This window comes from Amycolatopsis sp. NPDC043885 (assembly GCF_056435685.1).
Window position 1 is genome coordinate 33216 of the sequence record NZ_JBWKEA010000025.1, and the last position, 23950, is coordinate 57165.

A 23950-nucleotide genomic window follows, 5' to 3' on the forward strand; every position below is an offset into this window, starting at 1 on the left:
CCGTTGGTAGCGGCGGGCGGACGCGGACGTGAGTTCGTCATCTCGAGGCACAGGTATGTCGACGGGCAACTCAGATCGACACGCGCCGAGATCGATGTCGCAGCCAGTGATGAACTGCCAGCCTCGATCAGCGACTGTGCTTCGTCCGGACTGGTGGATTCGCCGGCGGGAACGTTGACGGTGCACCTAATGGGATCTGTCACCGAACCCGGTCCGAGGTCCGCTGATCGGGTGTCTTATCTCGTGCCGATGGCGACATCCACGAGCGTACGACGGCTGTGCCGACGAAGCCGAGAACTGCGACCAAGACAGCGCGAGCGCGACTTTCACGCCGCGGCGGCGCTTCTTCGGCGGCGGCTGCGCGTCGGGAAAGTGATGGGGCGGGGATGGCTGCAGGCTATGCGGAGGAAAAGAGAAGCGCGCTGCGCCTGGAGGTGGCATGAAACCCTGTTGCGGGTGCCGATTCGCGGGCCGTAGCTTGCAGGGCTCCGCGTGCTGCTGGTCTTCTCCGGCAGCGGCGGAACGAAAAGGTACTCGGCGCCGATATAAGACCCGTGGACGAGCGGCGGGAACGGTGTGAACGGGCGGCCCGGTGACAGGTAAGAAGGTCACGGCCAGCGGTCCAGGTGCCATCGCTGCCGGCGAGTCCCTCACCCATGCCAGCACGCGAGTGGGCGACGACCACTATCACGGTGTCGAGATCCTGCCGCTGTCGGTGGCCACGCTGAACTACTCGCAAGTACTCGCCGCTGCGGGGCTCGACCGGTTCGTCGGTCGTAAGTGGTTGCTGGACACCATTGAAAAGCGGCTGAGCGGGCGCGAGGGCCGCTATGTACTCGTGGCGGCGACGGCAGGCGTCGGCAAGACGGCGTTCGCCGCATGGCTTTCCGAGCGCTGGCGGTGCCCGCGTCACTTCACCCAGGTGGTCGGCGGCGGCGACACCAGGACAGCGTTGCAGAGCCTCGCCGCCCAGCTCGTCACCCGCTACGGGCTCGAAGAGGAGTTCGCGCCGGGAGGCCGCCTGCCCGGCTGGGCGGGCGATCCCTCCCGTTTCCCCGCGATCCTCGCTGCGGCGGCCGAGGTGGCGGCGACGGCCGGCGAACCCTTGCGCATAGTCGTCGACGGCCTGGACGAAGCCACGGGAGCCGAGCGTGCCCTAGGGCTGCCCAGCACGCTGCCGGATGGGGTGCAGATCGTCGCGACCTACCGCGAGGGCGTCCCGGCGACCCGTCTGCCCGCAGGTGAGCAAGTGTCGGTGGCCCGCTTCGCCGCCGAGGATCCCGCGAACCTCGAGGATGTCCGCCAGTTCCTGGCCGTTCGGGCGCGCACCGAGCCACTCTCCACCCGGCTCGCTGCCGCGGGCATCACCGAGTCGCAGTTCGTCGAGCGCCTGCTCGACCGGTCCGGCGGTGTCTGGGTATACCTGCGGTACATGGTGCTGCGGCTCGAGGACGGCGAGTTCGACGCGTCCGCCCTGGACGGATTGCCGAAGGGCCTCACCGCCTACTACCGGCGGGAAGTCACCGCGTCCTGGGACAACGCGCTCTTCCACACCCAGGACCTCGTGCTGCTGACGACCCTTGCGACCGCCGCCCAGCCCGTCACCGCCGCCCAGCTCACGCGGCTGACCAAGCTCGACCCGGGCGTAGTTCGGCAGCTGTGCAACCACAGGTACCGGCCCTTCCTCGCCATCGACACCGCTGACCTCGATCGGGCGCCGAGCTACGCCATCCACCACTCGAGCCTCCGCGAGTTCCTTCATGGCGACACCGACCCGGCCGATCCGGAGGCGAACCCGGTGGCGGAGGCGGATCTGCGGCAGGCTGCGCGGGAGGCGCACCACCGGTTCGCCGACCTCTACCTCACGGAGTTCGGCGGCCTGGCCGGAGGCCTGCCTTCGCTGCAGGCGAACCGCGAACTGGCGGACGTCGACGACCGGTATCCGCTCTACCACCTGCCCATGCACCTGCACCGAGCCGGACGGCACGACGACCTGCAACAGCTGCTGACGTGCGTCGACCGGTTCCCGGCCATGACCACGGGCACACTGTGGGCCGACGTCCACGACCGCGCCGGCACACTGGACGACTACCTGGCGAGCATCGCCCTGGGGCGCGCCGTCGCGGAAGAGCGGACCGACGCTCAGATCGCGGCGGGCGGGCCGGCTCGGGACATCGCCCTCGAGAGCGAATACGCGATGCTGGCCGCCGTGCTGGTGGGACGCGCGAAGGCGGTGCCGACCGCGTTGCTTCCGGCGCTCGTGCGCGTGGGGATGTGGGACACCCGCCGCGCACTCGCCCACGTCAACCGGATCGCCGACCCCCAACGCCGGGCGAAGGACCTGCTCGCCATGCTGCCCCTGCTCCAGGACCCCGACGAGGCCCGCGACGCCCGGGACGAGGTCCTCGCCGCGGTGCAGGCGGTCGAAAGCGAGTGGAGCCGGGCAGACCTGCTCGCCGAGCTGTCGCGGTTCCTCACTGGCGATCAGCTGGACCACGTCCTGGATCTGATCCGGGAGGACGAGCACGAGGAGACCAAGGCGGTGATGCTGGCGCGGTCAGCGGCGACAGCGCCGTTGGACGACGCCACCCGCTCGGCGCTGGTGGACGAGGTGCTCGACCTGACCGCCGGTCTCGAGTACCACGCTTCCGAGACACAGGCGAAGGTGCTGGCACTGGTGATCGACCTGCTCGACGACGCCCAGCTCGAACGAGCCGTGGACATCGCGAGGAACGTGTACTTCTCCGACCTCCGGGCTGAGGCGTTGGCCGTGGTGAGCCGACGGCTGACCGGCGAGGCCGGTGAACGGGCGATGCGAGAAGCCGTCGAGATGGCCGGCCAGATCTACTACCTGCACCGCCGCGGACGTGTGCTCGCCGGAATGTTCGCGTTCCTCCGTGGTCCTTTGCTGGAGCAGGCATGGCAAGCCATCACCGAGATCGACCATGTCCCCTACCAGGCCGAAGCAGCCACCCTCGCCGCCGGGCATCTGAGCGGGCCATTACGCGACGAAATGCTCGACCTCGTCGTCGCAGCCTACGACCAGGTATCGAGGATCGGCGAATTCAACCGGGAACCACTCGCTCTGGCCGCCACCCTCCTGACGGAGCCGGCCAAGACGCGCGAACTGACCCGCGTGCTGAACTCACTCGACCGCGAAGCCCTCACGGAAATGATCACGAGCGAAGACCAACGCCGCCACGGCGTCCGCGTGCTGCGCACGATTTCCGGCCACCTGAACGCCGATCAAGTCGAGAAGCTCATCAGGACCATCGTGAGCCTCGAGTACGAACAGCACAGAACGGCACGAGCCGAAGCACTCATCAGAATGGCCGCACATCTCGGCGGCCCACGCCGCGCGCACGCCGTCCACCGCTCGGCCGCCGACATCGCCACCATCTCGGACCTGAGGTTCCGGGCACCACTGGGAATCGGTGTATCCGCGCACTTGACCGGTCCCGCCCGCGACCGCGCCCTGGACCAGGCGCTGGACGACATCAGCAGTTTCATGCTGCGGGACACGCGACTGACGCTGCTGGCCGCGGTCGCGCCGCACGTGGACGCCGGACGGCTGGAGCGGGTGATGATCAGCGCCGCCAACGCGGACGCCACCGGTTCGACCGCCGATCGGCTGCGTGAGTTCCGCGACCTGCTGGACGGCCCGGCCGGCATCCGTGTCCTCGACGACGGCGAGATCCGGCGCGCTATCGGAGATCCCGGCGTGCAGATGCGGGAGTCGACGCTGGCCGACATCGTCGCGCCCCTGGGAGCCGCCGCCCGAGGGGATCTGCTCAACCTGGCCGTCCAGGCCGCGATCGCCGTCGACGACGCGCGATTCTGGTCGTGGGTGGTCACCGGACTGGCGGCCCAGGACAACGCCGCCGAACTGCTGGATCGAACTGTGGAGACCGCGCGGGCGATTCGGAGTGAGCGGTCACGGGCCGGGGCCCTCGCCGCCCTCGCGCCCAGCCTGCCTCCCGCTGCCCGCACCCCCCTGGTGGACGAGGTGCTCGACGCCGCCACGGAGCCGTCCACCGTCCTGCTGGTTCTGCCGGTGGTGCAGGAGGCCCAGCTGGGTCGTGCGGTGGAAGTCGTGAAGTCCGCGCCGAACTCCACCGAGCGTGCCGAAGCGCTCGCCGTGCTGGCCGCCCGCGTGACCTCCCCCGAGATCGAAGCCCTCGCACTCGACGCCGTCGACTCGCTCACCTTCGACCACGACCGGACCACCGTGATGGTCAGGGCGATCGCGCGCCTGGACCGCCACCAACGCCCTCAAGCTGCGGAGCACGCTCTGGGCCGAATCCGGGACGAAGGGAACGAGATCGTCGCGGTGAAAGCGCTGACCGTGCTGGCGGCGCACCTCAGCGCCGATCAGCTCACGGAGGCCGTCGAGCTCGCCATGGCCTTGAACGACAAGGCCGTGTTCACCGCCGTCGCACTGCGCATCGGGGCACTCGCGTCCGAGATGACCATCGATCAGATCGCAGGCCTGCTCCGCCGGTTGTGGCGTGCCGTCCCCCGATACGAGGGCCTGGTGGCGATCATCGGAGCCGCAGCACCGGCCACGCTCGCGATCGGCGGACCCGAAGCGCTGGCCCACCAGGCCACGTCCCTTACCTGAGAAAAACCCGAGATCGAATCGGAGGCACCGATGAGTCCAGGCGGCCGCAAACGCGTGGTGGCGGTAGTGGCATCGGTCGTGGTGGCCGCGGCGACCGGCGTGGTGACCAACGTGCTGAGCGACAGCTGGTCACTGACATGGTGGCTCGCGCTCGGGGTCCTCGTCGTCCTCAACGTGGTGCTGCAACTGGTCCTCAACTCGCCGGGCAGGAAGGAGCCGACGGTGGGGGCGTCCGGGGCGGGGTCGGTCGCCGTCGGAGGATCGGCTTCGGCTCCGATCACGACGAAGGTCCGCGGCACTGGGAGCACGCAGCCGCCGTCGTCCGCCGACGTCGCGGCCTCCGGGCCTGGAGCTGTCGCCGTCGGAGGCGACGCGGAGGGCGAGATCCGGACAGACGTCTCCTAGCTCCCGACGGCATACTCTGGTAGTGACCGATCTTCCGGCGACGTGGAGACGCACTACCGACGTCTGGCAGCACAACGGCGCTGGCCGCTGGAGACTGAAGCCGCATTCCGGGCAAGCGTCGCGTGGCATCGGGCGTTCGATGAGGGTCGACCACGAGACAGTGGCCATCAAGCAAATCGAGCAGGATTCGTCCGGAGCTGCGGCCACGAGCTGACCGATGACGGCCCTGCGCGTCACCATCGACACCGCCAGCGGACTCCCGCCGTGGCGGCCGATCTACGACCAGATCGAGCGCATGATCGCGGGCAGGACGCCGGCCGCGGGCACCCGGCCGGCGCCGATCCGCCAGCTGGCACGTGGACGCGCGACTCGGTCACTTCGTTCCGGACTCCGGTCAGCGGTGCACCAGGCGTCGGAGTCCGCGTAGCGTCGTGGCCATATCCAAGGGACAGAAGCCCACGCTGGTCCTCACCCGTCCTCGCCGTACTACAGCGGCGCGTAGGTCAGGCAGTCCGCGTCATCCTGACGATGGCCGACCTCGATGGCAGGTGCCTGGCACTCCAGGTCGACGTTGTACCGACAGTCGGACATTTTGCAGGCGCCGACATGCCCGACGGCGGCTGGATCCCCGCCTTTGAAGGAGGCGTGGAAGAACGTGTCGCAGTGGGCATGCAGGGGGTCGCCGATCGTGATGGCCAGGGCATGGCAGCCACGGTCGCGGTTGTAGGAGCACGTGTCGACCTCACACGTGGTCACCACGGGCATCTCCATGAGAATCTCCTGATGGTGTGTCGTGGCGCGGCTCGAATGCCGGTACCGGCAAGCCTTCCCGGCTCGTGTCCGGTGCGTGCCACTCGAAGTCGCCGGCTGTCCTGTGGCGGCGGTGCGCAGGAGCCGGCTGCGAAGGGCCTGGCTTCGGTGCTGTAGCCCGAGCGACGAACAGGGGCGTCGTCTTGGAAAATGAGCCAGCACAAAACCGATCAGCCTCCCTCGGTCGATCTCAGGTGACCAAGGCAGCTGATCCGGCTCCTCCTTGGAGAACACCAACGTGGCCATGCGCACCACCCCGCCGAGACCAGGCTAGGCAGCCAGGACGCGCCCGTCACGAGGCCACAGCAGGCGAATGCACGACACGGGCGTATTGTCGTCAAGCCTGACTGCCGATCACTCGACCGAACGCTGATTTCCGGCCATTACCGTTGACCGCCACTAGAGGGGTCGAGTTGCTCAATCGGTGCGCTCACGCGGCACGGAACTTGAGCCCCGTGTTCTCGCAGTGGAGCGCGAAGGTGCCGAGAACCCGCGCAAGGACCTGCGCAACCGATCGGACTTCCGGTTCGCCTACTGGTTCTTTACCCGACTGTTCGCCCCGCTGTCCGGTGCCGGCGATGAGCGGCTCACGCCCCTCGGGGGCGGCGCCCGAATCCGAATCATCGCCCAGGCGCGTTGCAGTCGGGCCCGGGAATACCAGCAATTGCCGGGTACTATGACCTGGCACGTGTCAGCGCCGGCCGGCCGGACATGCGGATACGCGGCGCGGTCGACGCCGGAGCGGTCGGCGGTGCCGTCACCCGGCACCGCCGACCGTGTGTCAGAACACCTTGACCGAGACCGTTTTGTCGTTCATCTGGTCGCCGACGTAGGAAAGGCTGCCGGTGTGATCGAGAGCCGGCGCGCCGGAATCCGTCCAGCAGTTGGCGCGCGAGTACAGGATCCACCGGGCGTTGGACCGGACCGAAGAAATCGTGTTGACGAAGTAAGTCGGGAGGTTGTAGCACCGGCCGCCGTCGCCCGGGTCGTAGATCGAAGAGCAGCAGTAGTTGGCGTTGTCGAAGAACTCGGCGTAGGTGGCCGAGGTGGCGGCCTGGGCCGAAGTGGCCGGCGTGAGCGCCACCGCCGCCACTGCGGCAGCGAACGCCGCGATTCCCTTGGCGCGAGAAATCATGTCTTTCTCCTCTATTTCGTCGGAAAGGAACGATCGTGTCGAGAGCAGCCGGGAAGGTATTCCGGCCTCGACGGTATCGTCGTGCAACTGAACTCAGTGATCGACTGCGGCTGCCGCCATTCGAGTGCGACTGCGCATAAGGCCACCCCATTCAGATCCAGCAGGCGGACCAGTTACCACTGGCGCTGCAGATGATATCTCCAGCTGTTCGCAGATCCACTCTGATGGGCGTTCGAGTAAAAACGATCAGGATCGTTTCTCAAACCGTAGCGGGGCTAAAACTGTGTCGTAAACGTCCTTCAAACTGCATTGAAACCCCCTAGACCCTGACGACAGCCTCGGTTCAGCGTACGGATGGCGGACGACCGCCCTCTATCCGTTATCCGCCGAGTGATCTGCGTGTATCGGCTTGCCGGCACGGCCCGGACCCGTCTCGCTCCGGCGGATAGGCCCGGAAAGAAAACGGACCCCGGGAATCCCGGGGTCCGTTACTGAAACGGTCGTGAGTACGCCTCAAGCCGGCGGGCTGTAGCGCCTTTCGGCGGTGCGGGACGGCACCTGTCCGTACGCCTCGCGGTAGTAAGCGGCGAACCGGCTCAGGTGGGTGAAGCCCCAGCGCGTCGCGACCTCGGCGACCGTCCCGGACGCGGAACCGTCCGCGATGCGCAGCAGGTCCTGGTGCACCCGGTCCAGTCGTACGCGCCGCAGGTAGGCCGCCGGGGTGGTCCCGAAGTCGATTCGGAAGCGCTCCTGGAGAGTGCGGGGGCTGACCCGCGCCGCCGCGGCCATGTCCGCGACCGACACCGGCTCACCCGCGTGTTCCTCGCAGTACGCCATGGCCCGTCGCACGGCACGCGGCAGCGCCGGATGGGCGTACGCGGGAAGGGCGGTGAAATGGTCGTGCGGCTGGAGGTCCACCAGACCGTGCACGAGGACCTGTTCGAAGTGCGCGGCGGCCAGCGGTGACCGGGCCGCGAGGGGTGACGCGGTGAACTGCGCGAAGGCTCGCGCGGTCCCCAGCCACGCGGCCACCGCCGGGTCGCCGTCCGCGAGGGCGGGGGCGAAACGCACGGCGGCGGCGGGCGGTTCACCGGTCTGCGCGGTGACGGCGTTGTCCACCACCGCCTGCGGCAGACACAGGATGAGCGTGTCCGCCCTGGCCGACAGGGACATGTCCAGGGTCATCCCGGGCCCGGCGACCGAGCACGACGCGGTGACTTCGCGGCCCGCCACCCGGACCGTACCTTCACCCGCGAGCGGGATGTGAACGTTGTAGAAGTCGGGCAGTTCGCCTGCCGCGACCTCAACCGGGACGCCCCACCCCAGCTCGTACAGCGCCAGACCCCGCCGGTGCAGGCGGCGGAAGCGGCCGGGCGACCGGTGCCCTCGGCCGACGCGCAGACAATGGGGCGAGAACTCCCCGGTCACTACCTCGTCCAGCGCCTCGACATCGTCCCCCTCGAACAGTATGTGCGGCGTGCCTGCCCCCGGTCCGCCCCGGCCGACGTGTCCAGCTCCCCGTTCCCGTACCGCCGCCCCGCGCGTGCGTCCCCCGTATCCGCCCTGCATCTCGTCTCCCCCAGGCTCCGGCCGGTGGTCCGCAGGTCGCGCCCCGGCTTTCCGCCGAATTTACAGCTACAAGGAAGCACCGTCCCGTGAGATCGACGATCCGCTCCGGACCAGCCTCGCGTGCGCGGGGACGACAACGCGTCGGCCGGGGCCGCGTAGGGCCTGTATCGAAGTCGGCGGAGATGGTTTGACTTGACCGACGCTCAATGGGCGGCGCTGGAGCCGTTGCCGCACATCGCCCGCATCGGTCACGTCGGCACAGCCATCACGCGCCCAAGGTCACTGTCGAAGGCGAGAAGCCGCCGAACCGGGTCGTGAAGGACGATGCGCGGCAGAGGCTGTGCAGAGCACGGTGGCTTCGCCTCATGATGCTTCCGTCTCGCCCTTGCCCCACTGGATGTCGTGCGATCATGGGTGTGGCATGAAGCCACGCCGCTGGAACCCTCCGGCAGTCGCACCGCCGTTCGGGCGGTACAGCCCTCTCGCGGAAGTGCCGCCGGGCCACCGGCTCGTCTTCGTCGCGGGCCAGCTCGACGTCAACCCGGACGGCACCCTCGCCGGCCCGGACGCCGAAACGCAGACGCGGCGGATCTTCGCCGACATCGAGGCCCTGCTCGCCGCGCAGGGCGTCGGGCCGCAGCACCTGGTCAAGCTCGTCACCTTGCTCGCGGGCACCGAGCATCTGGCCGGCTACCACTCGGCGAAGGCCGAGACTTTCGCGAAGTGGTTCCCGGACGGCGACTTCCCGGCCCAGACGCTCGCAGTCGTCGCCGCACTGGCAGGGCCGGACTACACGGCCGAAGTCGAGGCGATCGCGGCGATTCCGGCCGGCTGATTCCCGGCTCTGGCTCCAGTTGACCTTGCGGGATGACGGCGGCCTACGCCCGCCTCGGGTATGGCCGCGCTCTAACGAGGCGCGTTCGGGCGCAGCGCGCGGGGCCCACGCATCGCGGAACATCATCAACTGGTAGTCGAGCCGTTCGAGCCCGGTTCTCGACGGTTGGACGCTGATGTTCGGCACTCCGCCCGGATCCGCGCATCCGGCTTCTGGGGGGCCGCCTGATACCTTGCCGAACACGGCTATCTGCTGCCTCATGAAGAATGCGGGTTTCCGAGGGGCTGGACTGAGGGGCTCGACCTCTCCGACACAGCAGCGGTCCGGGAGCTCAGCGGGCAGGTCAGACGCGACTTCGCGTTTCCCGGTACCTATTCACCTTGAGGCTCGATCAGACCTTTGTCTGCCTCTGCGCCGAGTGCGGGCCGCAATGACGAGACGGCGTCGTTCGCGATTCCAACATTTTGCAGCGATGGGTAATTGCCTGGCCCGAGAACGCCTAATAGATCACTGAAGTTGCCGTGCCGAAAGAAAGCCCACCTGCCATCTAGAACGACAACCGAAGAGACTTTGTCATTAAAGAACCTGTCGTCTGACGCGTTGAGATTGGGTTCCGCGACGAAGACGTGCTTATGTGCTCCATGAAAACGGACATGCTCGAACAAGATGACATGTGGCATGAAGGTCTCCTGCGCTTGAATCGTAACCGTATGCACCTGTGAGGTGAATTCTTTGCCTTTTCCAAGGGCTGGTTCATCATCATGATCGTACCTGCCTGCCCAGCTGGGAAGTGGCCCTTTCAATGGCCACCGCGCCACCCCTGGTGGCGGTCTGACAGCACGACCGGCCATTCAGCTGGCAGATGATCGGACCACGCGCCTGGCGATCTCCGCGTCCAGCGGGCTCATATCCTCGCTCACCGGTTCCGATGGCGGCCACCAACGAAAGTCCAGCGCTTCACCGTTGACGGTCAGCCGAGGCACGACCTGGAGGTGAACCCGATATACGGCTAGGAGTTCCCGACGCTCCGGCTTCGTGAGATCGAACTCGGCCACGGCGGCGAACGACAGGTCCACGCCGTGGATGCCGGTCTCCTCACCCAGCTCCCGCACCGCGGCCTCGCGCGGGCTCTCACCCGTCTCCCGCATTCCTCCCGGAAGCTCCCACTGCCTCCGCCAGCTATCGAACATCATCAGGACTGCTTCCGCGTGGATGGCGACGACCAACGACGCGGGCACAGCCATGTGCTTGACCAGACGCCCCAGCTCCTCTTCCGCGACAAAACGAAAGTCGACCAAGGCGTTGCCGGCACGATCGCGGATCGGAAGTCCAGCCATGACGCCATTCCACCGCAATACCGACAGAATGCACACCAGACGAACCAACCCCGGCAAAGTCCGCACATCGGCATGATCGCAGGGTCTGTCAAACGAACGGTGTAACTCGGGTTGAAGGAAACTACTTGCGTCCGGCGGCCAGGCGGCCGTCGAAGGCGTGCAGGGCGGGTTTCCAGCGCGTGGTCCAGCGGGTGCGCGAGATCGGCCAGGAAATACTGCTGCCACAACAGGTGCAGCGCGGCAGGAGCGCGCCGCGCGACGGGTCGGCGCCCGGCAGCCGGACGATCACGTTATGGCGGTCCTTGCCCCCGGACTCGACATAGGTGATCTCGTAGCCCGCGTCGGTGAGCTTCTCGGCGACGTACTCCGCCGCGGCGCGTTCACCGACCAGCGTGTCGGAGCCCGCCGACCCCCTGCCACCGCCTGGTGGACGGCGTGTGAAGACCCACTCGGGCGCCTGTCATCCCAGGCCGAGTCCCGCGGTCAGGGGTCCGTAGAGAGTACGAACGTACGAGTCCGTGAGGTGATTGTCCCGGTACACCACGACGTTACCGATGACCGCCGGGCACACGTCGCCGACGCACAGCCACGGAGTCAGGTCGACGACCGTCGTGCCCGGCACGCGTTCGGCGGCCTCCACCAACGGGTCCTTGTCCCGGCCGAAGGCGTCACCCACGGCCGTGTCGCAATTCGCGTGCCTGCCGGGGTTGCTTTCCAGGCAACGCGGGGTGTTCTTGGCGGGCTGGGGCACGTCGCGGATCACGCCGGACCGGATACCGGCGTCCGAGATACGCCGCAACAGGGACTCGTAACCGTCCACGGTCCGCGCACGCGACTCCCAACGCCATTTCAGGTCCTTGTCATAGGACTCGGGGGACATCGCGGAGGTCACCACGAGATCCGGCTTCATGGCGAGGATTCCGGCGAGTTCACGTTCGTTCTGGTCGGAGCAGACGGTGAGGCCTGCCGGTGCGACGGCGGTGAAGGGGCAGCCGTTGCGCAGCATCATCTTCACCCGCCACTCAGGATGCTCGCGCACGAATCGCGCGAACACAGTACTGAACATCGCCGCGTGCGAGTCACCGACCAGTACGAGTGTCTTCGGCGCGGTCGCCGTGCCGTAGGCGCATTCGTCACCGGTGGGCGGCCAGTTCTCGATGTCGTATGACGTGCAGTTGACGGTTTGGTCCTGCAGCGGCCAGTCCCGTCCCGCCACAGCCGGGTCAGGGGTCAGCGGGACGCCCTCCGGCGCCGGTCTCGGGTTGTCCCTGTCGAGCGCGAGGGCGCCCGGGTGGCTTTCATCGAGGCCGGTGGCCGACGCGAGGCGATCGAGTTCCGCCGAGGCGTACTGCCACGGCACCGTCGCGACGACCGTCGTGGCGGCGACCAAGGCCGCTCCGAGCAGGTAGGCGCTGCGGAGCCGGGGCGGGCGGCGCCGGAACGGCGGCCGTGCGGTCCTCCCGCCGCGGAAGGCGTCTTCGACCACGTGTTTGGACACCATGGCCAGTGCCAGGCTGAGCACGAAGGCACCCACCGCCTGCCGCCGCGTCAGTTCCGAGCTGCCCGCGAGCTGCAGGACCACCACGATGACGGGCCAGTGCCAGAGGTACAGGCTGTAGGAGATGTCGCCGAGATGGCGCAGCGGTTGGAGACCCAGCACGAAAGCGACTTCCGGGCGTGCCACGCGCTGGTCCGCGGCGACGACCCCGGCCAGCAACAAGCCGACGGTGCCCAGCGTCGGCAGGAGGGCGAGGTAGCCGGGGAACGCCATCGCGGTGGTCAGCACGAACGAACTGACCACCACCGCGACCATCCCACTCCAGCCGACAAGCAGCCGGACCCCACCCTTGAGCCGGATCCGGTGGACGGTCATCGCGGCGAGGCCGCCGAGTCCGAGCTCCCACATACGGGTGGGCGTGACGAAGTAGGCGCGACCGTGGTCGAGCTCGCTGTAGACCACGGAGAACACGAACGACGCGGCGGTGACGATGGCGACCGCGGTGACGGCGTGACGGGCGGCCTTCGGCCCGGCGCGGTGGGCCAGGCGGGCGCAGACGAGCAGGACCAGCGGGATGACGAGATAGAACTGCTCTTCGACACTGAGCGACCAGAAGTGCTGGACCGGTGACGCGGCGGCGGTGGCGTGGGCGTAGTCGGCGGATTGGGCGGCCAGCGCCCAGTTCTGGACGTTCAGCGCGGACGTGAGGACATCGCTCATGATGGCGGGCCAGCGTGAGATCGGCAGGACCAGCCAGGTCACGAGCACGGTGCTCAGCAGGACCACCGACGCGGCGGGCAAGAGGCGCCGGATGCGGCGAGCGTAGAACTCGCGCAGGCGGATGGTGCCGGTGCGGCGCAGCTCGCCGGCGAGGGTGCCGATGATGAGGTAGCCGGAGATGACGAAGAAGACGTCGACACCGACGAAGCCGCCAGGCAGCCATTCCGGCCGAAGGTGGTAGACGATCACCAAACCGACCGCCAGCGCGCGCAACCCCTGGATATCCGGACGCTGGACGCGTGGCTCGGCCGGCTCCGGTCTCAGCGGAACCGTCTCCTCGACCTGCGCGAGCGCCATCGCGACCCCCTTGCCCCCCATCGCTACGGCCGCGCGGGACAAGGCGGCCACTCAGCCAAGAGCGTAGAACACCCGGTCGACCACCTGTTTTCACCCTCCCGAGTGAGTCGGGCAGTGCCGCCAGGACCCGGCGAAACCACCCATTCGGCAGACAAGCGAGTCCGATTCATGATTATTTGGGCACGCACGTGTTCCAAGAAGAGAACTGGGGTTACACAAGTGAAGAAGAAGATCGCGGCGACCGCCGTCGTCCTGGGCGCGCTCGCGTCGACGATCGCGTTCGCGCAGCCTGCCGGCGCGGGTGTCGATCCGAAGTATTACTACGAGTCCAGTTGGTCGACGGAGGGCGACTGCCGGATCAACGGCCACTCCGGCCAGCAGAGTGGCCGATGGTCGGCCTACTTCTGCTCCGCCTCGACCTGGTCGTGGGACCTCTACATCAAGCGGTAGCCCGCGATACTCGCTCCGGCGGCGCGGATTCGCGCCGCCGGAGACAGGGCGCGAACCCGCGGCGCTGTCAGTTCACCGTCCCGGTGACGACCACCCGGCGGCACCGGACACGTCTTCCCTTGTGCGATCGGAAGCGATCCTTTCCCACTCGCTCGTCACCCGTATCAGTGATTCTCGCCGACTCACCATTCGTGGCATGTGGATCACCGGTTCGTGTCACGCGCCCGCCCACTTGCCGTAGCGGAGGCCCAGCTTCCACATCGGCTCGCCTCGGGCTCGCTACACACAGTGTCAACGCCCGTGAAGCCCACCCCTGGCGCAAAACACGAAAGACTTACGTGTTTATCGTAGGAAGATTCACGAGTCGCCGATGGCCCGGGAAATCGTTTTTTGACAGAGCGCCAACCTGGTGAAAATCTTCGGTCGCTCCTCGCGAGAGCACAACCGAACACGAAATCCGAAACAAGGAGCCCCTCAATGCAGATGTTCACCCAGCACGTGCACCACGGCCACGACCTGATCTCGGGTCTGCTCGCGCACCTGGCCCACGTGCTCGGATGGCTGGTCTGACGCTCTGAGCAACAGGGATTGACGGGGGCCAATCTGTTGGCGCGGGTCGGCCCCTCGTGTTTGCGACCCGGTAAAGGGACACACCCGTGTCCCTTTACCGGGTTCCGGTTTTCCACCGCAGAAAAAGCTGACCGTCGATTCTCGGATTCTTCTTTCGCCCGGCCCACAGGCGGCGCGGGCCGGACCCCCAGTAACCGGCCCGCGCCCGGCACCGCGGTGATCCCCCCTGGCGACCACCGCGCCACCCGACCATGGTGCGGCCGGGACCGGACCCCGCGCATGGGGGCCGGGACCCCATATTCCGGTGAGGGCCCGCCAGGGTGCCCGGCCGTCACTCTCCGGACATCTTCGTGCGTGCGCTGAATGTGGGGGTGCCACCCCCATGTGCGTGCCCCGCCGAACTGAAACCATGACCGCCGTGACGCCCCCACCATCGGCGACGTCCCTGCCGCCGAGGTGGTGGGTGCACGGCCAGACCCCGCGCGAACGGACAGCGGACAAGCCCGCATGGGCGGATTTCGCCGAACACGCGGTCACCGCGCTTCTGCCGGAGCGTCCCCCAGTCGGTGACTGGCGTGTCGAGTTCGCCGGGGTCTTCAGGTCGCTCGTCCACACCGCTTCGCGTGACGCGATCCCGGACGACCTTCCCGGAGCCGATGTCGAAGCCCTCCGTCGGGGTTTCGCGGCCCAACTCGGCCAGCATCTGCTCAAACTCGCGATCCGCACACTGGTCCTCGAACTCCACCGCGACCGCACGGCCGGAAAACTCCGGGGAGAGACTCCCGAAGAGCGCTTCTCCGATTTCGTGCGCAGGCAAGCCACTCCGGCCGGACTCGTCCGGTTGTTCGGCGAGTACCCGGTCCTGGCCCGGCTCGTCGCCCAGGCGTGCCTCCATGCCGCCGAGGCCCACGCCGAAACGCTGGCCAGGTTCTCGGCCGACGCCGCCTTGCTGCCCTGTTCGGTCGTCGACGGCGAACTCGGCACGCTCGTCGAGGTCGCGGGCGGGATCGGTGACTCGCACGCACGCGGGCGTTCGGTCAGGCTGCTCCGGTTCTCCAGCGGCGCCAAGGTGATCTACAAACCCCGGCCGCTGATCCTGCACGAACGGTTCACCGACATCGTCGCGCGGCTGAACAAACGACTGCCCGGGCTCGAACTGCGGACCGCGGACGCGTTACCGCGTGCGGGCTACGGCTGGCTCCGGTTCGTCGAGCACCGGCCGTGCGCCGATATCGGCGACGTCGACCGCTTCTACCGGCGGCAAGGCATCCTCCTGGCGCTCCTGTACGCGCTCGACGCCACCGACGTCCATTACGAGAACATCATCGCCTGCGGCGACCAGCCGGTGCTGATCGACATCGAGACGCTGTTCCAGCCGTCGCCCCCCGATCCGCCGTCGGGCGACCCCGCGGCGGCGATGCTGGCGCGATCGGTCCAGCGCACGCTGCTGCTCCCCCAGCTCTTCGCCGGCGAACACGGCGCCGTCGACATCTCCGGTCTCGCCGGCCGCGGCGGCAAGCTTCCCACCGACCGCGTCGAGTGGGCCGATCCGGGCACCGACCGCATGCGGCTGGTCCGGGTGCCCGGCGAACTCGCGGGCGGGAACAACCTGCCGCGGCTCGACGGCCGCGACATCACGCCCGCCGAGCACAGCGCCGCGCTGCTGGCCGGATTCCGCCTCGGCTACGACGCGATCTCCACCGGGCGGGACGAACTCGCCGAGCACCTCCGGCGCTGCGCCGAGGATCCCATCCGGGTGCTCGTCCGGCCGACGAACTTCTACTTCCGGCTGCTGGACGAGACCACCCATCCCGATCTGCTTCGCGACGCCGCCGACCGCGACCACGCGTTCGACCTGCTCGAAGAGGATTCCGCCGACGAGAAGAAGCTGCTCCGCCTCGTGCCACACGAGCGGGACGACCTCTGGGCGGGCGACGTGCCGATGTTCACCTCGAACCCCGGCTCGACGTCGCTGCTGGATTCACGCGGCGAGAGCGTCGAGGGGGTGGTCGACCGGGCGTCGCTGGACACCGTGCTGGCGAAGCTCGCCGACATGGACCCCCTCGACCAACGCGACCAGGAATGGCTGATCTCGGCCACCCTCGCCATCAGCACGGCGACCGAGGGTCATCACGGTGTCGGCGAGACCGCGGAAACGGCGACGCCGAACCAGGCGCCCGACGCGGAACGACTGCTGGTCACCGCGTGCGGTATCGCCGACCAGATCGTCGCCAACGCCTTCTCCGACGAACACCGCTCCAACTGGCTCGGGATCGAACTCGTCGACGACCGCTACTGGACCGTGCTGCCGATGGGCGCCGGGCTCGGTGAGGGCTACTGCGGTGTCGCGTTGTTCCTCGCCCAGCTCGCCGAACTGACCGGGATCGCGCGATACCGCGATCTGGCCGCGTATGCGATCAGCCCGCTCCCCGGCCTTTTCGCCACGCTCCGCGCGGACCGCGAGCTGGCCGCCACCGCCGGCTGCGGCGGCCTTCTCGGGCTCGGCGGCGTCGCGTACACGATCGCGCGGCTCAGCACGCTGGTCGGTCTTCCCGCCGGCGATCTCATCGAACAGGCCGTCGACCTGATGCCCGACGCGACCCCCGAAACACCCTCCGGGTTCACGACGGGGCTGGCGGGCGGTGTCGCGTCGATGCGGTCGGTGTATGTCCAAACAGGACTGGACTCGGCACTGGCACGAGCGGACCGGTACGCCGGAGAACTGCTCGGCCGCGAACGTCCACAAGAGAAGTCGTTCGCCCGAGGTTCGGCCGGCGTCGACTGGGTACTGCGGGCGCACGATCGTTCCGGCGAAGAACCACCCGGAAGGGCGGACGATCGGGCGGAAAGCACCGGCGGATGGTGCGCCGGTCTCGCGGGTGCCACGCTCGGCCTTGCCGCTCACCTGCCCGATCCCGGACACGCCAGGGATCTCGACCGGACGGTCAAGCGGCTGGCCGACGGGGCACCGTTGAAGGATCTCAGCCTCTGCCACGGCGAGTCCGGAGTGGTGGACGTGTTGTGCGTATTGGCGGAGAACGGGCACACTGGCGCCGCCGCCGCGGTCCGCCGCCGGACCGGTCATCTGCTCGCCGCCATCGACCAGCGCGGTGCCCGCTGCGGGACACCTGGCGCGGTCCCCTCGCCAGGGCTGCTGAGCGGTCTGGCGGGAATCGGTTACGGCCTGCTGCGGCTGGGATTCGGTGACCGGGTCCCCTCCGCGCTCCTGCTCCGCCCCGACCGGCCGCATCCCGCGGCCACCGTTGTTCCGCCGGTAAATCGAGTATGAGGAGAAACCCGCATGTACGAAAGAGATCTGCCCGCCACCGAAGACGTCCTCGGCGCCGTGAACCTGCCGCGCGCCCTCGAGGTCGGCTCGCGCAACCACGCGCTGGCGGGCGGCAAGCCGCGGCTGAGCGCCAACCCGCTCGCCACCCTGTCCACGGACCCCGGTTCTCCGTCCGTCGTCAGCGTCTTCACCGGCGGCTGGATCTGAGTAGCCGCCGGTGAACCCGCGACCGCGATAGCCGGGCCTTTCGGCCGGGCGGGTTCACGCGTTCGGTCACTTTTGCGCTACATCCTCAGCTCCGCCTATCGGATCTGAGACAGGCTCACGAAGGCGGGTTCGCGCCGCCCGCCTTCGTGATCATTTATTGGCCGTGGCGGGGAAATCCGCTCGCTATAGTCACGGCGGTGGGGATCCGTTCGTCGCGGGTGATCGGCCGCGACGCCGAACTGGCCGAGCTCTCCGGAGCTCTCGATCGCGCCATCGCAGGCCGCGGCGGCGCGATCTTCCTCGTGGGCGAAGGCGGCGTCGGCAAATCGCGGCTCGCCATCGAGGCCGCCTCACGAGCGGTCGCCGCCGACATCCCGGTCTTGCAAGGCCGGGCCAGTTCGATCGGCCCGCTCGTCCCGTTCCGGCCGCTGGCCCAGGCGCTGTGGTCGCATTTCCGTGGCGGCGGCCCGCCGGCGGCCGCCGAACTCGACCCGTTCATCCCCGTGCTCGCCCAGCTCGTCCCCGACTGGGGCCGGGGCGACCGGCCGCGGGAATCGGGCTCCCTGCTGGTGCTCGCCGAAGCGGTGTTCCGGCTGCTGGCCGTCACGAGCCGCGACCGCGGTGCGCTCCTGGTCCTCGACGATCTCCAGGACGCCGACGCCGAGACGCTGTTCATTCTCGAATACCTCGTCGACAACCTGCCCGCGGCGCAGGCCCTGTTCGTCGGCACCCTCCGCAACGAGCCCTCCGACGCCCTGCGCCTGGCGACCTCCGGCGCGCAGCGGATGAGCTGCGCCCTCGTCGAACTGGGCAGGCTCGGCCTCGCCGACACCCGCGCCCTCGCCGCCGCCTGCCTCGAGACCGAGCCGGGACTGCTTCCGTCGGCCGCGGCGGAACTGTTGTGGCGCAACAGTGCCGGCCTTCCGTTCATCGTCGAGGAACTGCTCCACGGCATGGTGAACGACGGACTGCTGGTCGAGGGCCGCGACGGCTGGCGCGTCATCGGCGAGCTCCGCGCCCGCGTTCCCGCCGCACTGGTCACCAGCATCGGCGTCCGGATGGAGCAACTCGGCGAGCAGGCGGGCGAGCTGCTGTCGGTCGCGGCGATCATCGGCCGCCGCTTCCCGCTGACGGTGGTCCAGACGGTCACCGGCACGAACGACCGCACCCTGCACAACCACCTGAGCGCCGCGGTCTCGGCGAACCTGGTGACCACCGACGAGACGACGCCCGGCTGGTACGCCTTCCGTCATCCGCTGACCGCGGAAGCGTTACTGGCACGCCAGTCACCGGCACGGAAGGCGGCGCTCGCGCGTCAGACCGCCGACGCCGTCGAAAAGCTGTACCCGGGGCTGCCGGGCGACCTGTGCGCGCTCGTCGCGTCGCTCCGGCTGACCGCGCTGGACGAACAGGCGGCCGGCCGCCTGTTCGCGGAAACCGGTCGCCGTGCCCTCGACGCGGGAGCCGCCGACTCGGCGGTCACGATGCTCACCAAGGCCGTCGACCTGCTCGCCGGGGCCGACGCGGGTGATCGGGCCGAGGTGCTGGAGACGCTGGTGCACGCGCTCGGGCAGACCGGTCAATTCGACCGCGCCGTCGAGCTTTCCGCCGGATTCGGCGAGATCGGCACTCTGGAACGGGCCGCGAAACTGCATACCCAGCTGGCCTGGGCCGCCTACATCGCCGGACGGCACGACGAATGCCTCGGCCAGATCGAACGCGCCCGCGCTCCACTCGGTTCGGCGATCTCGCCTGCTCAGCAGGCCGCGCTCGACGCTGTCGAAGCGAACCTCTGGCTGGACGTGCCCGGCCGGGCGGGCACGGCGGAACGGCTCGCCCGTCAGGCCTGGAAGGTGGCCGAGGCCACCGAGCAGCCGTTCGTCGTCTGCCAGGCGCTGCAGGTGCTCGGCATGCTCGCGCTGTCGCGGGACCTCACCGAATCCGAGCGCTACATGCAGCTCGCACGGCGGACCGCGGAGGACAACCATCTCCACCACCTGCGCACCCAGGCGCTGGTCCGGCTGGGCGGGCATCGCGTGCTGATGAACGGCGACGAGCAGACCCTGCTGCTCGCCCGCGCGGACGCCCAGCGCACCGGGTCGATCACCCTGCACTGCGCGGTCGATTCCGTGCGCACCATGCACGCGATCCTGCGCTGCGAATTCGGCACCGCGCACGCGCTGCTGGCGGAGAACCTCGCCGTGCTGGGCAGGCTCCGGCTGACCGCGTTGCTGCAGTACGCCCATATGACGAGGGCGATGTCCGCCGGGCACCGGGCCGACCGCCCCGCGATGGAGCAGGCGCTCGACGACTTCCGGGAGAGCGGCGGTGAGAACGCGCAGGAGATGGTGCTCAGCATCGGGCTGGCGCGGGTCTTCTGTTCACTGCTCGAAGAGGACTTCGAGCGGGTTCGCCGCGAACTCGACCAGGTCATCGAGCTGGAGGACCGGCGGCCGAGCCGGTTCCACCTCGCCGGCCAGCACGGGCTCCGGACGCTCGTCGACACCCTCGGCGGCGCGCCCTGCCCGGAGAACGGATCCGCCGTGAGCGGGATGCGGTGGAACCGGCAGTTCGTCGAATTCGCGCACGCGGTCGAGCACGGCAGGCGAGGTGACGCGGCGGCGGCAGGACAGGCGGTGGCCGCCGCGCTGGAGACGTCGGCGCCCTATCCCCTGGCCCGCCATCTCGGGCTCCGGCTCATCGCCGAACCGGCCGCCGCCGACGGCTGGGGTGATCCGGCGGGCTGGCTCAAAGAGGCCGAAGAATACTTCCACCGCAGGGACATCCCAGCGGTCGCGGCCGCCTGCCGGAGTCTCCTGCGCAAACTCGGCGCACCCGTCCGGCAGCGCCGCTCCGGGGTCGACCGGGTCCCCGGCGACCTACGAGCGTCCGGCGTCACCGTGCGCGAGTACGAGGTCCTGGTGCTGCTCGCCGAGCGGATGGGCAACAAGGACATCGGCGCCCGCCTGCACATCTCGCCGCGGACGGTCGAGAAGCACGTCGCGAGCCTGCTCGCCAAGACCGGGCTCGCCGACCGGGCGGCCCTCGCCGAACGCGCCGCCGGATCACGACCTGGCATGCTGTGATCCATGAGTGACCTCATCGTGTACGGCGCCGGCTGGTGCCCCGACGTCAAACGCAGCCGTGCCCTCCTCGATTCGAAGGGCATCGAGTACGACTACATCGACGTCGAAGCGGATTCCGGCGCCGAGGAGACCGTGCGGGCGCTGCAGAACGGTGCGCGGCGCATCCCGACCATCGTCTGGCCGGACGGCACCCACCTGGTCGAGCCGAGCGACGACGAGCTCACCGCCCACCTGAACCGGTGACCCTTCCGGACGTCCCGCCCGGCACGAGGGTCGTCGTCCGGTACCGGATCGAGGGCGGGTTCACCGACGCGCTCGGCTACCTCCGTTCCCGTGGCGACACGGAGTGCACCGTGGAGACCAAACGCGGACTCGCGACGATCCGGCTGGCGGACATCGTGCTGGCGAAGACTGTCCCGCCACCACCATCGCGGCCACGCCGGGCCTGACCACCCGTTTCGCCCCGGCACCACCGGGTAAGCCAAGGAATCCCAGCAGGAGGTTCCCGTGGCTGCCACAGCGAAAGACCCGGACGGTCCCACCGAGTTGTCCCGACGATCGTGGTGGGCGGTGCTCAAACGGACGTTCGTCCAGTTCAACCGCGACAACATGCTGGACTGGGCCGCCGCGCTCACCTACTACGGCGTGCTCTCGCTTTTTCCCGGTCTGCTCGTGCTGACCGGAATCCTCGGTCTACTCGGTCCGTCGGCCACCCAGGCCCTGGTCGAAAACGTCGGCCGGATAGCACCCGGTCAGGGCCGGGACATCCTGATCGGTGCGATCGAAGAGCTGTCCCAGACCGGCGGCCTTGCCGGACCGGCGGCGATCCTCGGCACCGCAGGCGCGTTGTGGTCCGCGTCCGGCTACATCGGCGCGTTCATGCGGGCGTCCAACGTCCTCTATTCGATGCCCGAAGGCCGCCCGATCTGGAAGACCGTGCCGTTGCGGGTCGGACTCACCATCGCCGTGCTGGTCGTGCTCGCCTTGTGCGCCGCCGGAGTGGTGGCGACCGGCGGGATCGCCCGCTACCTCGGCGACCTGATCGGCCTCGGTTCGACCGGCGTCCTCGTCTGGGACATCGCGAAATGGCCGGTGATCGTGCTGCTCGCGGGGCTGGCGTTCGCGATGCTCTACTGGGTGAGCCCCAACGTGCGGCAGCCGAAATTCCGCTGGCTGACCCCGGGCGGCCTCGTGGCCGTACTGCTCTGGGCCGCGGCCACCGCCGGGTTCGCCTTCTACGTCGGCAATTTCGGGTCGTACAACAAGGTCTACGGTTCGCTCGCCGGTGTCATCGTGTTCCTGATCTGGCTGTGGATCTCGAATATCGCCGTCCTCCTCGGCGCCGAACTGGACGCCGAACTCGCGCGTGGCAAGGAGCGCGCCGCCGGATCCCCCGCCGACGACGAACCCTTCCTCCCGCCGCGTGACACCAAGGCGATGGACGACGACGAAGCAGCCGCGGTCGCCGAAGCCGAAACGAAGACCACCGACTGATCATCTATGCGCCTGGCCGTGAAGGCCTCCTTCCCTACTTTCAGGGTAGGGAAGGAGGCCTTCACGGACTTTCCTTACTGAAGGGATGCCTAGCTCTTGCTCGACTTGGTGGCCTTCTTCTTGGCGTCCTTGACCTTCCCCTTGACGGTCCCGACCGCGTCCTGCAGCGGCGCGTACGTGCCGTAAAGCGCCGGATCGGGCTTCGGGGCGGTGCCCGGTCCGCCGAGTGGCTCGGGTTCCATCAGGTACTCGATCCCGTCCTCACCGAAGCTCCAGCCGCCCTTCGAACCGTCCGGACCGTCGGACAGGTGCCAAACGGTGTTGTTGTGCTCCCGGTTCTCCTCGTCGAACAACGCCGTCGGCGCGATGTCACTTTCCAGGCCGTCGGCCTTGAGTTCCTCGATCGCGGCGAGCCACTGCTTCTGGTGCACCGTGTCCCGCGCGAGGTTGAACTGCAGCATCGCCTTCACACCGGGGTCGTCGGTCATGTTGTACAACCGGGCCGTCTGCAAGCGGCCCTGCGCCTCGGCCGCGACGTTCGCCCGGAAGTCGGCCAGCAGATTGCCGGATGCCACGACATAGCGGCCGTTCCAGGGATAGCCCTGGCTGTCGCTGGGCGTGGCGCCGCCACCGGAGATGATCGCCTGCTGGGGATCCATCCCGCCCAGGATCGCCGCGGTGGCCGGATCCTTCGCGGCTTCGGCCACCGTGGTGGCAGGCGCCCCTTCGAGGAGCCGGGCGACCATTGTCGCGAGCATTTCCACGTGACCGATCTCCTCGGTCGCCGTGTCCATGATCAAATCCTTGTACTTGCCCTCGATCCGGCAGTTCCAGCCCTGGAACAGGTACTGCATGGTGACGGTCATTTCACCGTAGGCGCCGCCGATGAGCTCCTGCAGCTTACGGGCGTACAAAGCGTCCGGCTTTTCCGGTTTGGCCTCGAATTGGAGCGATTTGGTATGACGGAACACTGACAACCTCCAGAGAATTCAGGGGAACGGACTAGCGCGAGTCGGCGATCGGCGCCTTCGAACCGGAGAGCGGAATGAGCCCGAGGGCGATCATCCCGACGGCGAGCCCGAGATGCAGCCAGTTGTCGGCGGTGTTGACCGGCACGAAATTCGCCGCCGACCCGTGGTCGATCAGCAGCCCGTACAGCCAGAGCACGAGGTAGATCACCCCGCCGCCGACGAGGAACGCTTTCGCGCCGGTCGCCGTCCGGGCCAGCAAAATGCCCGCGACGCCGAACGCCAGGTGGACGATGTTGTGCAGGATCGACACCTGGAACACGCCCAGCAGCAACGCGCCGGACTGGTGCCCGGCACCGCTCAGCTGCTCGTAGTTCGTCGTGATGCCGGGGATGAAGCCGAGAATGCCGACGAGCAGGAAGACCGCGACCAGGCCGAGGGCGATGAGCTGGCGCGGAGCCCGCCGAACCGTGGCCGGCGATGCAGTCATGGATTTCCTCCGATCCAGGTGGAACACGATGAGCGAACAGCACGTCGAGTACCCGGGCGGAAGCCGCTCACACCGGAAAACCGGCGTTCTCGATTCCGTGGGAATTCCC

At 68.4% G+C, this 23950-nt stretch carries 19 protein-coding genes and 1 pseudogene; 11 read left to right on the forward strand and 9 right to left on the reverse strand.

The window, feature by feature from the left end; all coding sequences use genetic code 11:
- The first annotated feature begins 592 nt into the window (after window positions 1–592).
- The 3 genes from AC069I_RS40825 to AC069I_RS40835 all read left to right on the forward strand — a co-directional run bounded on the left by AC069I_RS40825 (window position 593) and on the right by AC069I_RS40835 (window position 5453).
- Window positions 593–4621: an AAA family ATPase gene (locus tag AC069I_RS40825; RefSeq protein WP_478267757.1), complete on the forward strand. Its 4029-nt coding sequence runs from the start codon at window positions 593–595 to the stop codon at window positions 4619–4621.
- A 30-nt stretch (window positions 4622–4651) separates the two neighbouring features.
- The gene (locus tag AC069I_RS40830) at window positions 4652–5026 is read left to right on the forward strand and encodes a hypothetical protein (protein WP_478229452.1); all 375 of its coding nucleotides are present in this window, start codon (window positions 4652–4654) and stop codon (window positions 5024–5026) included.
- Window positions 5027–5243: 217 nt separating this feature from the next.
- Window positions 5244–5453: a GntR family transcriptional regulator gene (locus AC069I_RS40835; protein WP_478229451.1), complete on the forward strand. Its 210-nt coding sequence runs from the start codon at window positions 5244–5246 to the stop codon at window positions 5451–5453.
- 59 nt (window positions 5454–5512) lie between these two features.
- Here the strand turns inward: AC069I_RS40835 and AC069I_RS40840 are convergent, their stop codons facing one another.
- The 3 genes from AC069I_RS40840 to AC069I_RS40850 form a co-directional block, all read right to left on the reverse strand.
- Window positions 5513–5797, reverse strand: coding sequence for a DUF1540 domain-containing protein (locus AC069I_RS40840; RefSeq protein WP_340681766.1), 285 nt, complete (start codon window positions 5795–5797; stop codon window positions 5513–5515).
- 820 nt (window positions 5798–6617) lie between these two features.
- Window positions 6618–6971, reverse strand: coding sequence for a hypothetical protein (locus tag AC069I_RS40845; protein WP_478229450.1), 354 nt, complete (start codon window positions 6969–6971; stop codon window positions 6618–6620).
- 513 nt (window positions 6972–7484) lie between these two features.
- A complete protein-coding gene (locus AC069I_RS40850) occupies window positions 7485–8540 on the reverse strand; it encodes an AraC family transcriptional regulator (protein ID WP_478267758.1) in 1056 nt (351 codons plus the stop codon).
- 421 nt (window positions 8541–8961) lie between these two features.
- Here AC069I_RS40850 and AC069I_RS40855 point away from each other — a divergent pair, with 421 nt between their 5' ends.
- The gene (locus AC069I_RS40855) at window positions 8962–9375 is read left to right on the forward strand and encodes a RidA family protein (RefSeq protein WP_478229448.1); all 414 of its coding nucleotides are present in this window, start codon (window positions 8962–8964) and stop codon (window positions 9373–9375) included.
- A gap of 371 nt (window positions 9376–9746) precedes the next feature.
- Here the strand turns inward: AC069I_RS40855 and AC069I_RS40860 are convergent, their stop codons facing one another.
- The 4 genes and pseudogenes from AC069I_RS40860 to AC069I_RS40875 form a co-directional block, all read right to left on the reverse strand.
- On the reverse strand, window positions 9747–10055 hold the full coding sequence (locus AC069I_RS40860) for a beta/gamma crystallin-related protein (protein WP_478267759.1): 309 nt from the start codon (window positions 10053–10055) through the stop codon (window positions 9747–9749).
- 171 nt (window positions 10056–10226) lie between these two features.
- Entirely contained in the window at window positions 10227–10712 is a 486-nt protein-coding gene (locus tag AC069I_RS40865) for an NUDIX hydrolase (RefSeq protein ID WP_478229482.1), read from the reverse strand.
- A 237-nt stretch (window positions 10713–10949) separates the two neighbouring features.
- Window positions 10950–11109: pseudogene (locus AC069I_RS40870) on the reverse strand (M20/M25/M40 family metallo-hydrolase); the annotation flags it as partial.
- Window positions 11110–11172: 63 nt separating this feature from the next.
- Window positions 11173–13338, reverse strand: coding sequence for an acyltransferase family protein (locus tag AC069I_RS40875; RefSeq protein WP_478267760.1), 2166 nt, complete (start codon window positions 13336–13338; stop codon window positions 11173–11175).
- A 168-nt stretch (window positions 13339–13506) separates the two neighbouring features.
- Here AC069I_RS40875 and AC069I_RS40880 point away from each other — a divergent pair, with 168 nt between their 5' ends.
- The 7 genes from AC069I_RS40880 (at window position 13507) to AC069I_RS40910 (ending at window position 22383) form a co-directional block, all read left to right on the forward strand.
- Window positions 13507–13737, forward strand: coding sequence for a hypothetical protein (locus tag AC069I_RS40880; protein ID WP_478229445.1), 231 nt, complete (start codon window positions 13507–13509; stop codon window positions 13735–13737).
- Between the two features lie 979 nt (window positions 13738–14716).
- On the forward strand, window positions 14717–17596 hold the full coding sequence (locus AC069I_RS40885) for a type 2 lanthipeptide synthetase LanM family protein (protein ID WP_478267761.1): 2880 nt from the start codon (window positions 14717–14719) through the stop codon (window positions 17594–17596).
- Between the two features lie 12 nt (window positions 17597–17608).
- Window positions 17609–17803 (forward strand): hypothetical protein, encoded by a 195-nt coding sequence (locus AC069I_RS40890; RefSeq protein ID WP_034318598.1) that lies wholly within the window; start codon window positions 17609–17611, stop codon window positions 17801–17803.
- Between the two features lie 197 nt (window positions 17804–18000).
- A complete protein-coding gene (locus AC069I_RS40895; RefSeq protein ID WP_478267762.1) occupies window positions 18001–20889 on the forward strand; it encodes a helix-turn-helix transcriptional regulator in 2889 nt (962 codons plus the stop codon).
- A 3-nt stretch (window positions 20890–20892) separates the two neighbouring features.
- Window positions 20893–21132 (forward strand): glutaredoxin family protein, encoded by a 240-nt coding sequence (locus tag AC069I_RS40900; protein ID WP_478229442.1) that lies wholly within the window; start codon window positions 20893–20895, stop codon window positions 21130–21132.
- On the forward strand, window positions 21129–21338 hold the full coding sequence (locus tag AC069I_RS40905) for a putative acetyltransferase (protein ID WP_478229441.1): 210 nt from the start codon (window positions 21129–21131) through the stop codon (window positions 21336–21338). Before AC069I_RS40900 ends, AC069I_RS40905 begins: the two co-directional genes overlap by 4 nt.
- Before the next feature lie 58 nt (window positions 21339–21396).
- The gene (locus AC069I_RS40910; protein ID WP_478229440.1) at window positions 21397–22383 is read left to right on the forward strand and encodes a YihY/virulence factor BrkB family protein; all 987 of its coding nucleotides are present in this window, start codon (window positions 21397–21399) and stop codon (window positions 22381–22383) included.
- A gap of 89 nt (window positions 22384–22472) precedes the next feature.
- On the opposite strand, the gene AC069I_RS40915 is transcribed toward AC069I_RS40910, so the two are convergent.
- On the reverse strand, window positions 22473–23354 hold the full coding sequence (locus AC069I_RS40915) for a manganese catalase (RefSeq protein WP_478232890.1): 882 nt from the start codon (window positions 23352–23354) through the stop codon (window positions 22473–22475).
- 31 nt (window positions 23355–23385) lie between these two features.
- Window positions 23386–23841 carry a DUF4383 domain-containing protein gene (locus tag AC069I_RS40920; RefSeq protein WP_478267763.1) on the reverse strand — a complete coding sequence of 152 codons (456 nt, stop codon included), beginning with the start codon at window positions 23839–23841 and terminating at the stop codon, window positions 23386–23388.
- Window positions 23842–23950: the final 109 nt, after the last annotated feature.

What these genes read in the sequence shown, in the direction of transcription:
- AC069I_RS40830 (WP_478229452.1), top strand. Translation starts at nt 4,652, where the DNA reads ATGAGTCCAGGCGGCCGCAAACGCGTGGTGGCGGTAGTGGCATCGGTC.
- AC069I_RS40835 (WP_478229451.1), top strand. Translation starts at nt 5,244, where the DNA reads ATGACGGCCCTGCGCGTCACCATCGACACCGCCAGCGGACTCCCGCCG.
- AC069I_RS40840 (WP_340681766.1), bottom strand. Translation starts at nt 5,797, where the DNA reads ATGGAGATGCCCGTGGTGACCACGTGTGAGGTCGACACGTGCTCCTAC.
- AC069I_RS40845 (WP_478229450.1), bottom strand. Translation starts at nt 6,971, where the DNA reads ATGATTTCTCGCGCCAAGGGAATCGCGGCGTTCGCTGCCGCAGTGGCG.
- AC069I_RS40850 (WP_478267758.1), bottom strand. Translation starts at nt 8,540, where the DNA reads ATGCAGGGCGGATACGGGGGACGCACGCGCGGGGCGGCGGTACGGGAA.
- AC069I_RS40855 (WP_478229448.1), top strand. Translation starts at nt 8,962, where the DNA reads ATGAAGCCACGCCGCTGGAACCCTCCGGCAGTCGCACCGCCGTTCGGG.
- AC069I_RS40860 (WP_478267759.1), bottom strand. Translation starts at nt 10,055, where the DNA reads ATGCCACATGTCATCTTGTTCGAGCATGTCCGTTTTCATGGAGCACAT.
- AC069I_RS40865 (WP_478229482.1), bottom strand. Translation starts at nt 10,712, where the DNA reads ATGGCTGGACTTCCGATCCGCGATCGTGCCGGCAACGCCTTGGTCGAC.
- AC069I_RS40885 (WP_478267761.1), top strand. Translation starts at nt 14,717, where the DNA reads ATGACCGCCGTGACGCCCCCACCATCGGCGACGTCCCTGCCGCCGAGG.
- AC069I_RS40890 (WP_034318598.1), top strand. Translation starts at nt 17,609, where the DNA reads ATGTACGAAAGAGATCTGCCCGCCACCGAAGACGTCCTCGGCGCCGTG.
- AC069I_RS40900 (WP_478229442.1), top strand. Translation starts at nt 20,893, where the DNA reads ATGAGTGACCTCATCGTGTACGGCGCCGGCTGGTGCCCCGACGTCAAA.
- AC069I_RS40920 (WP_478267763.1), bottom strand. Translation starts at nt 23,841, where the DNA reads ATGACTGCATCGCCGGCCACGGTTCGGCGGGCTCCGCGCCAGCTCATC.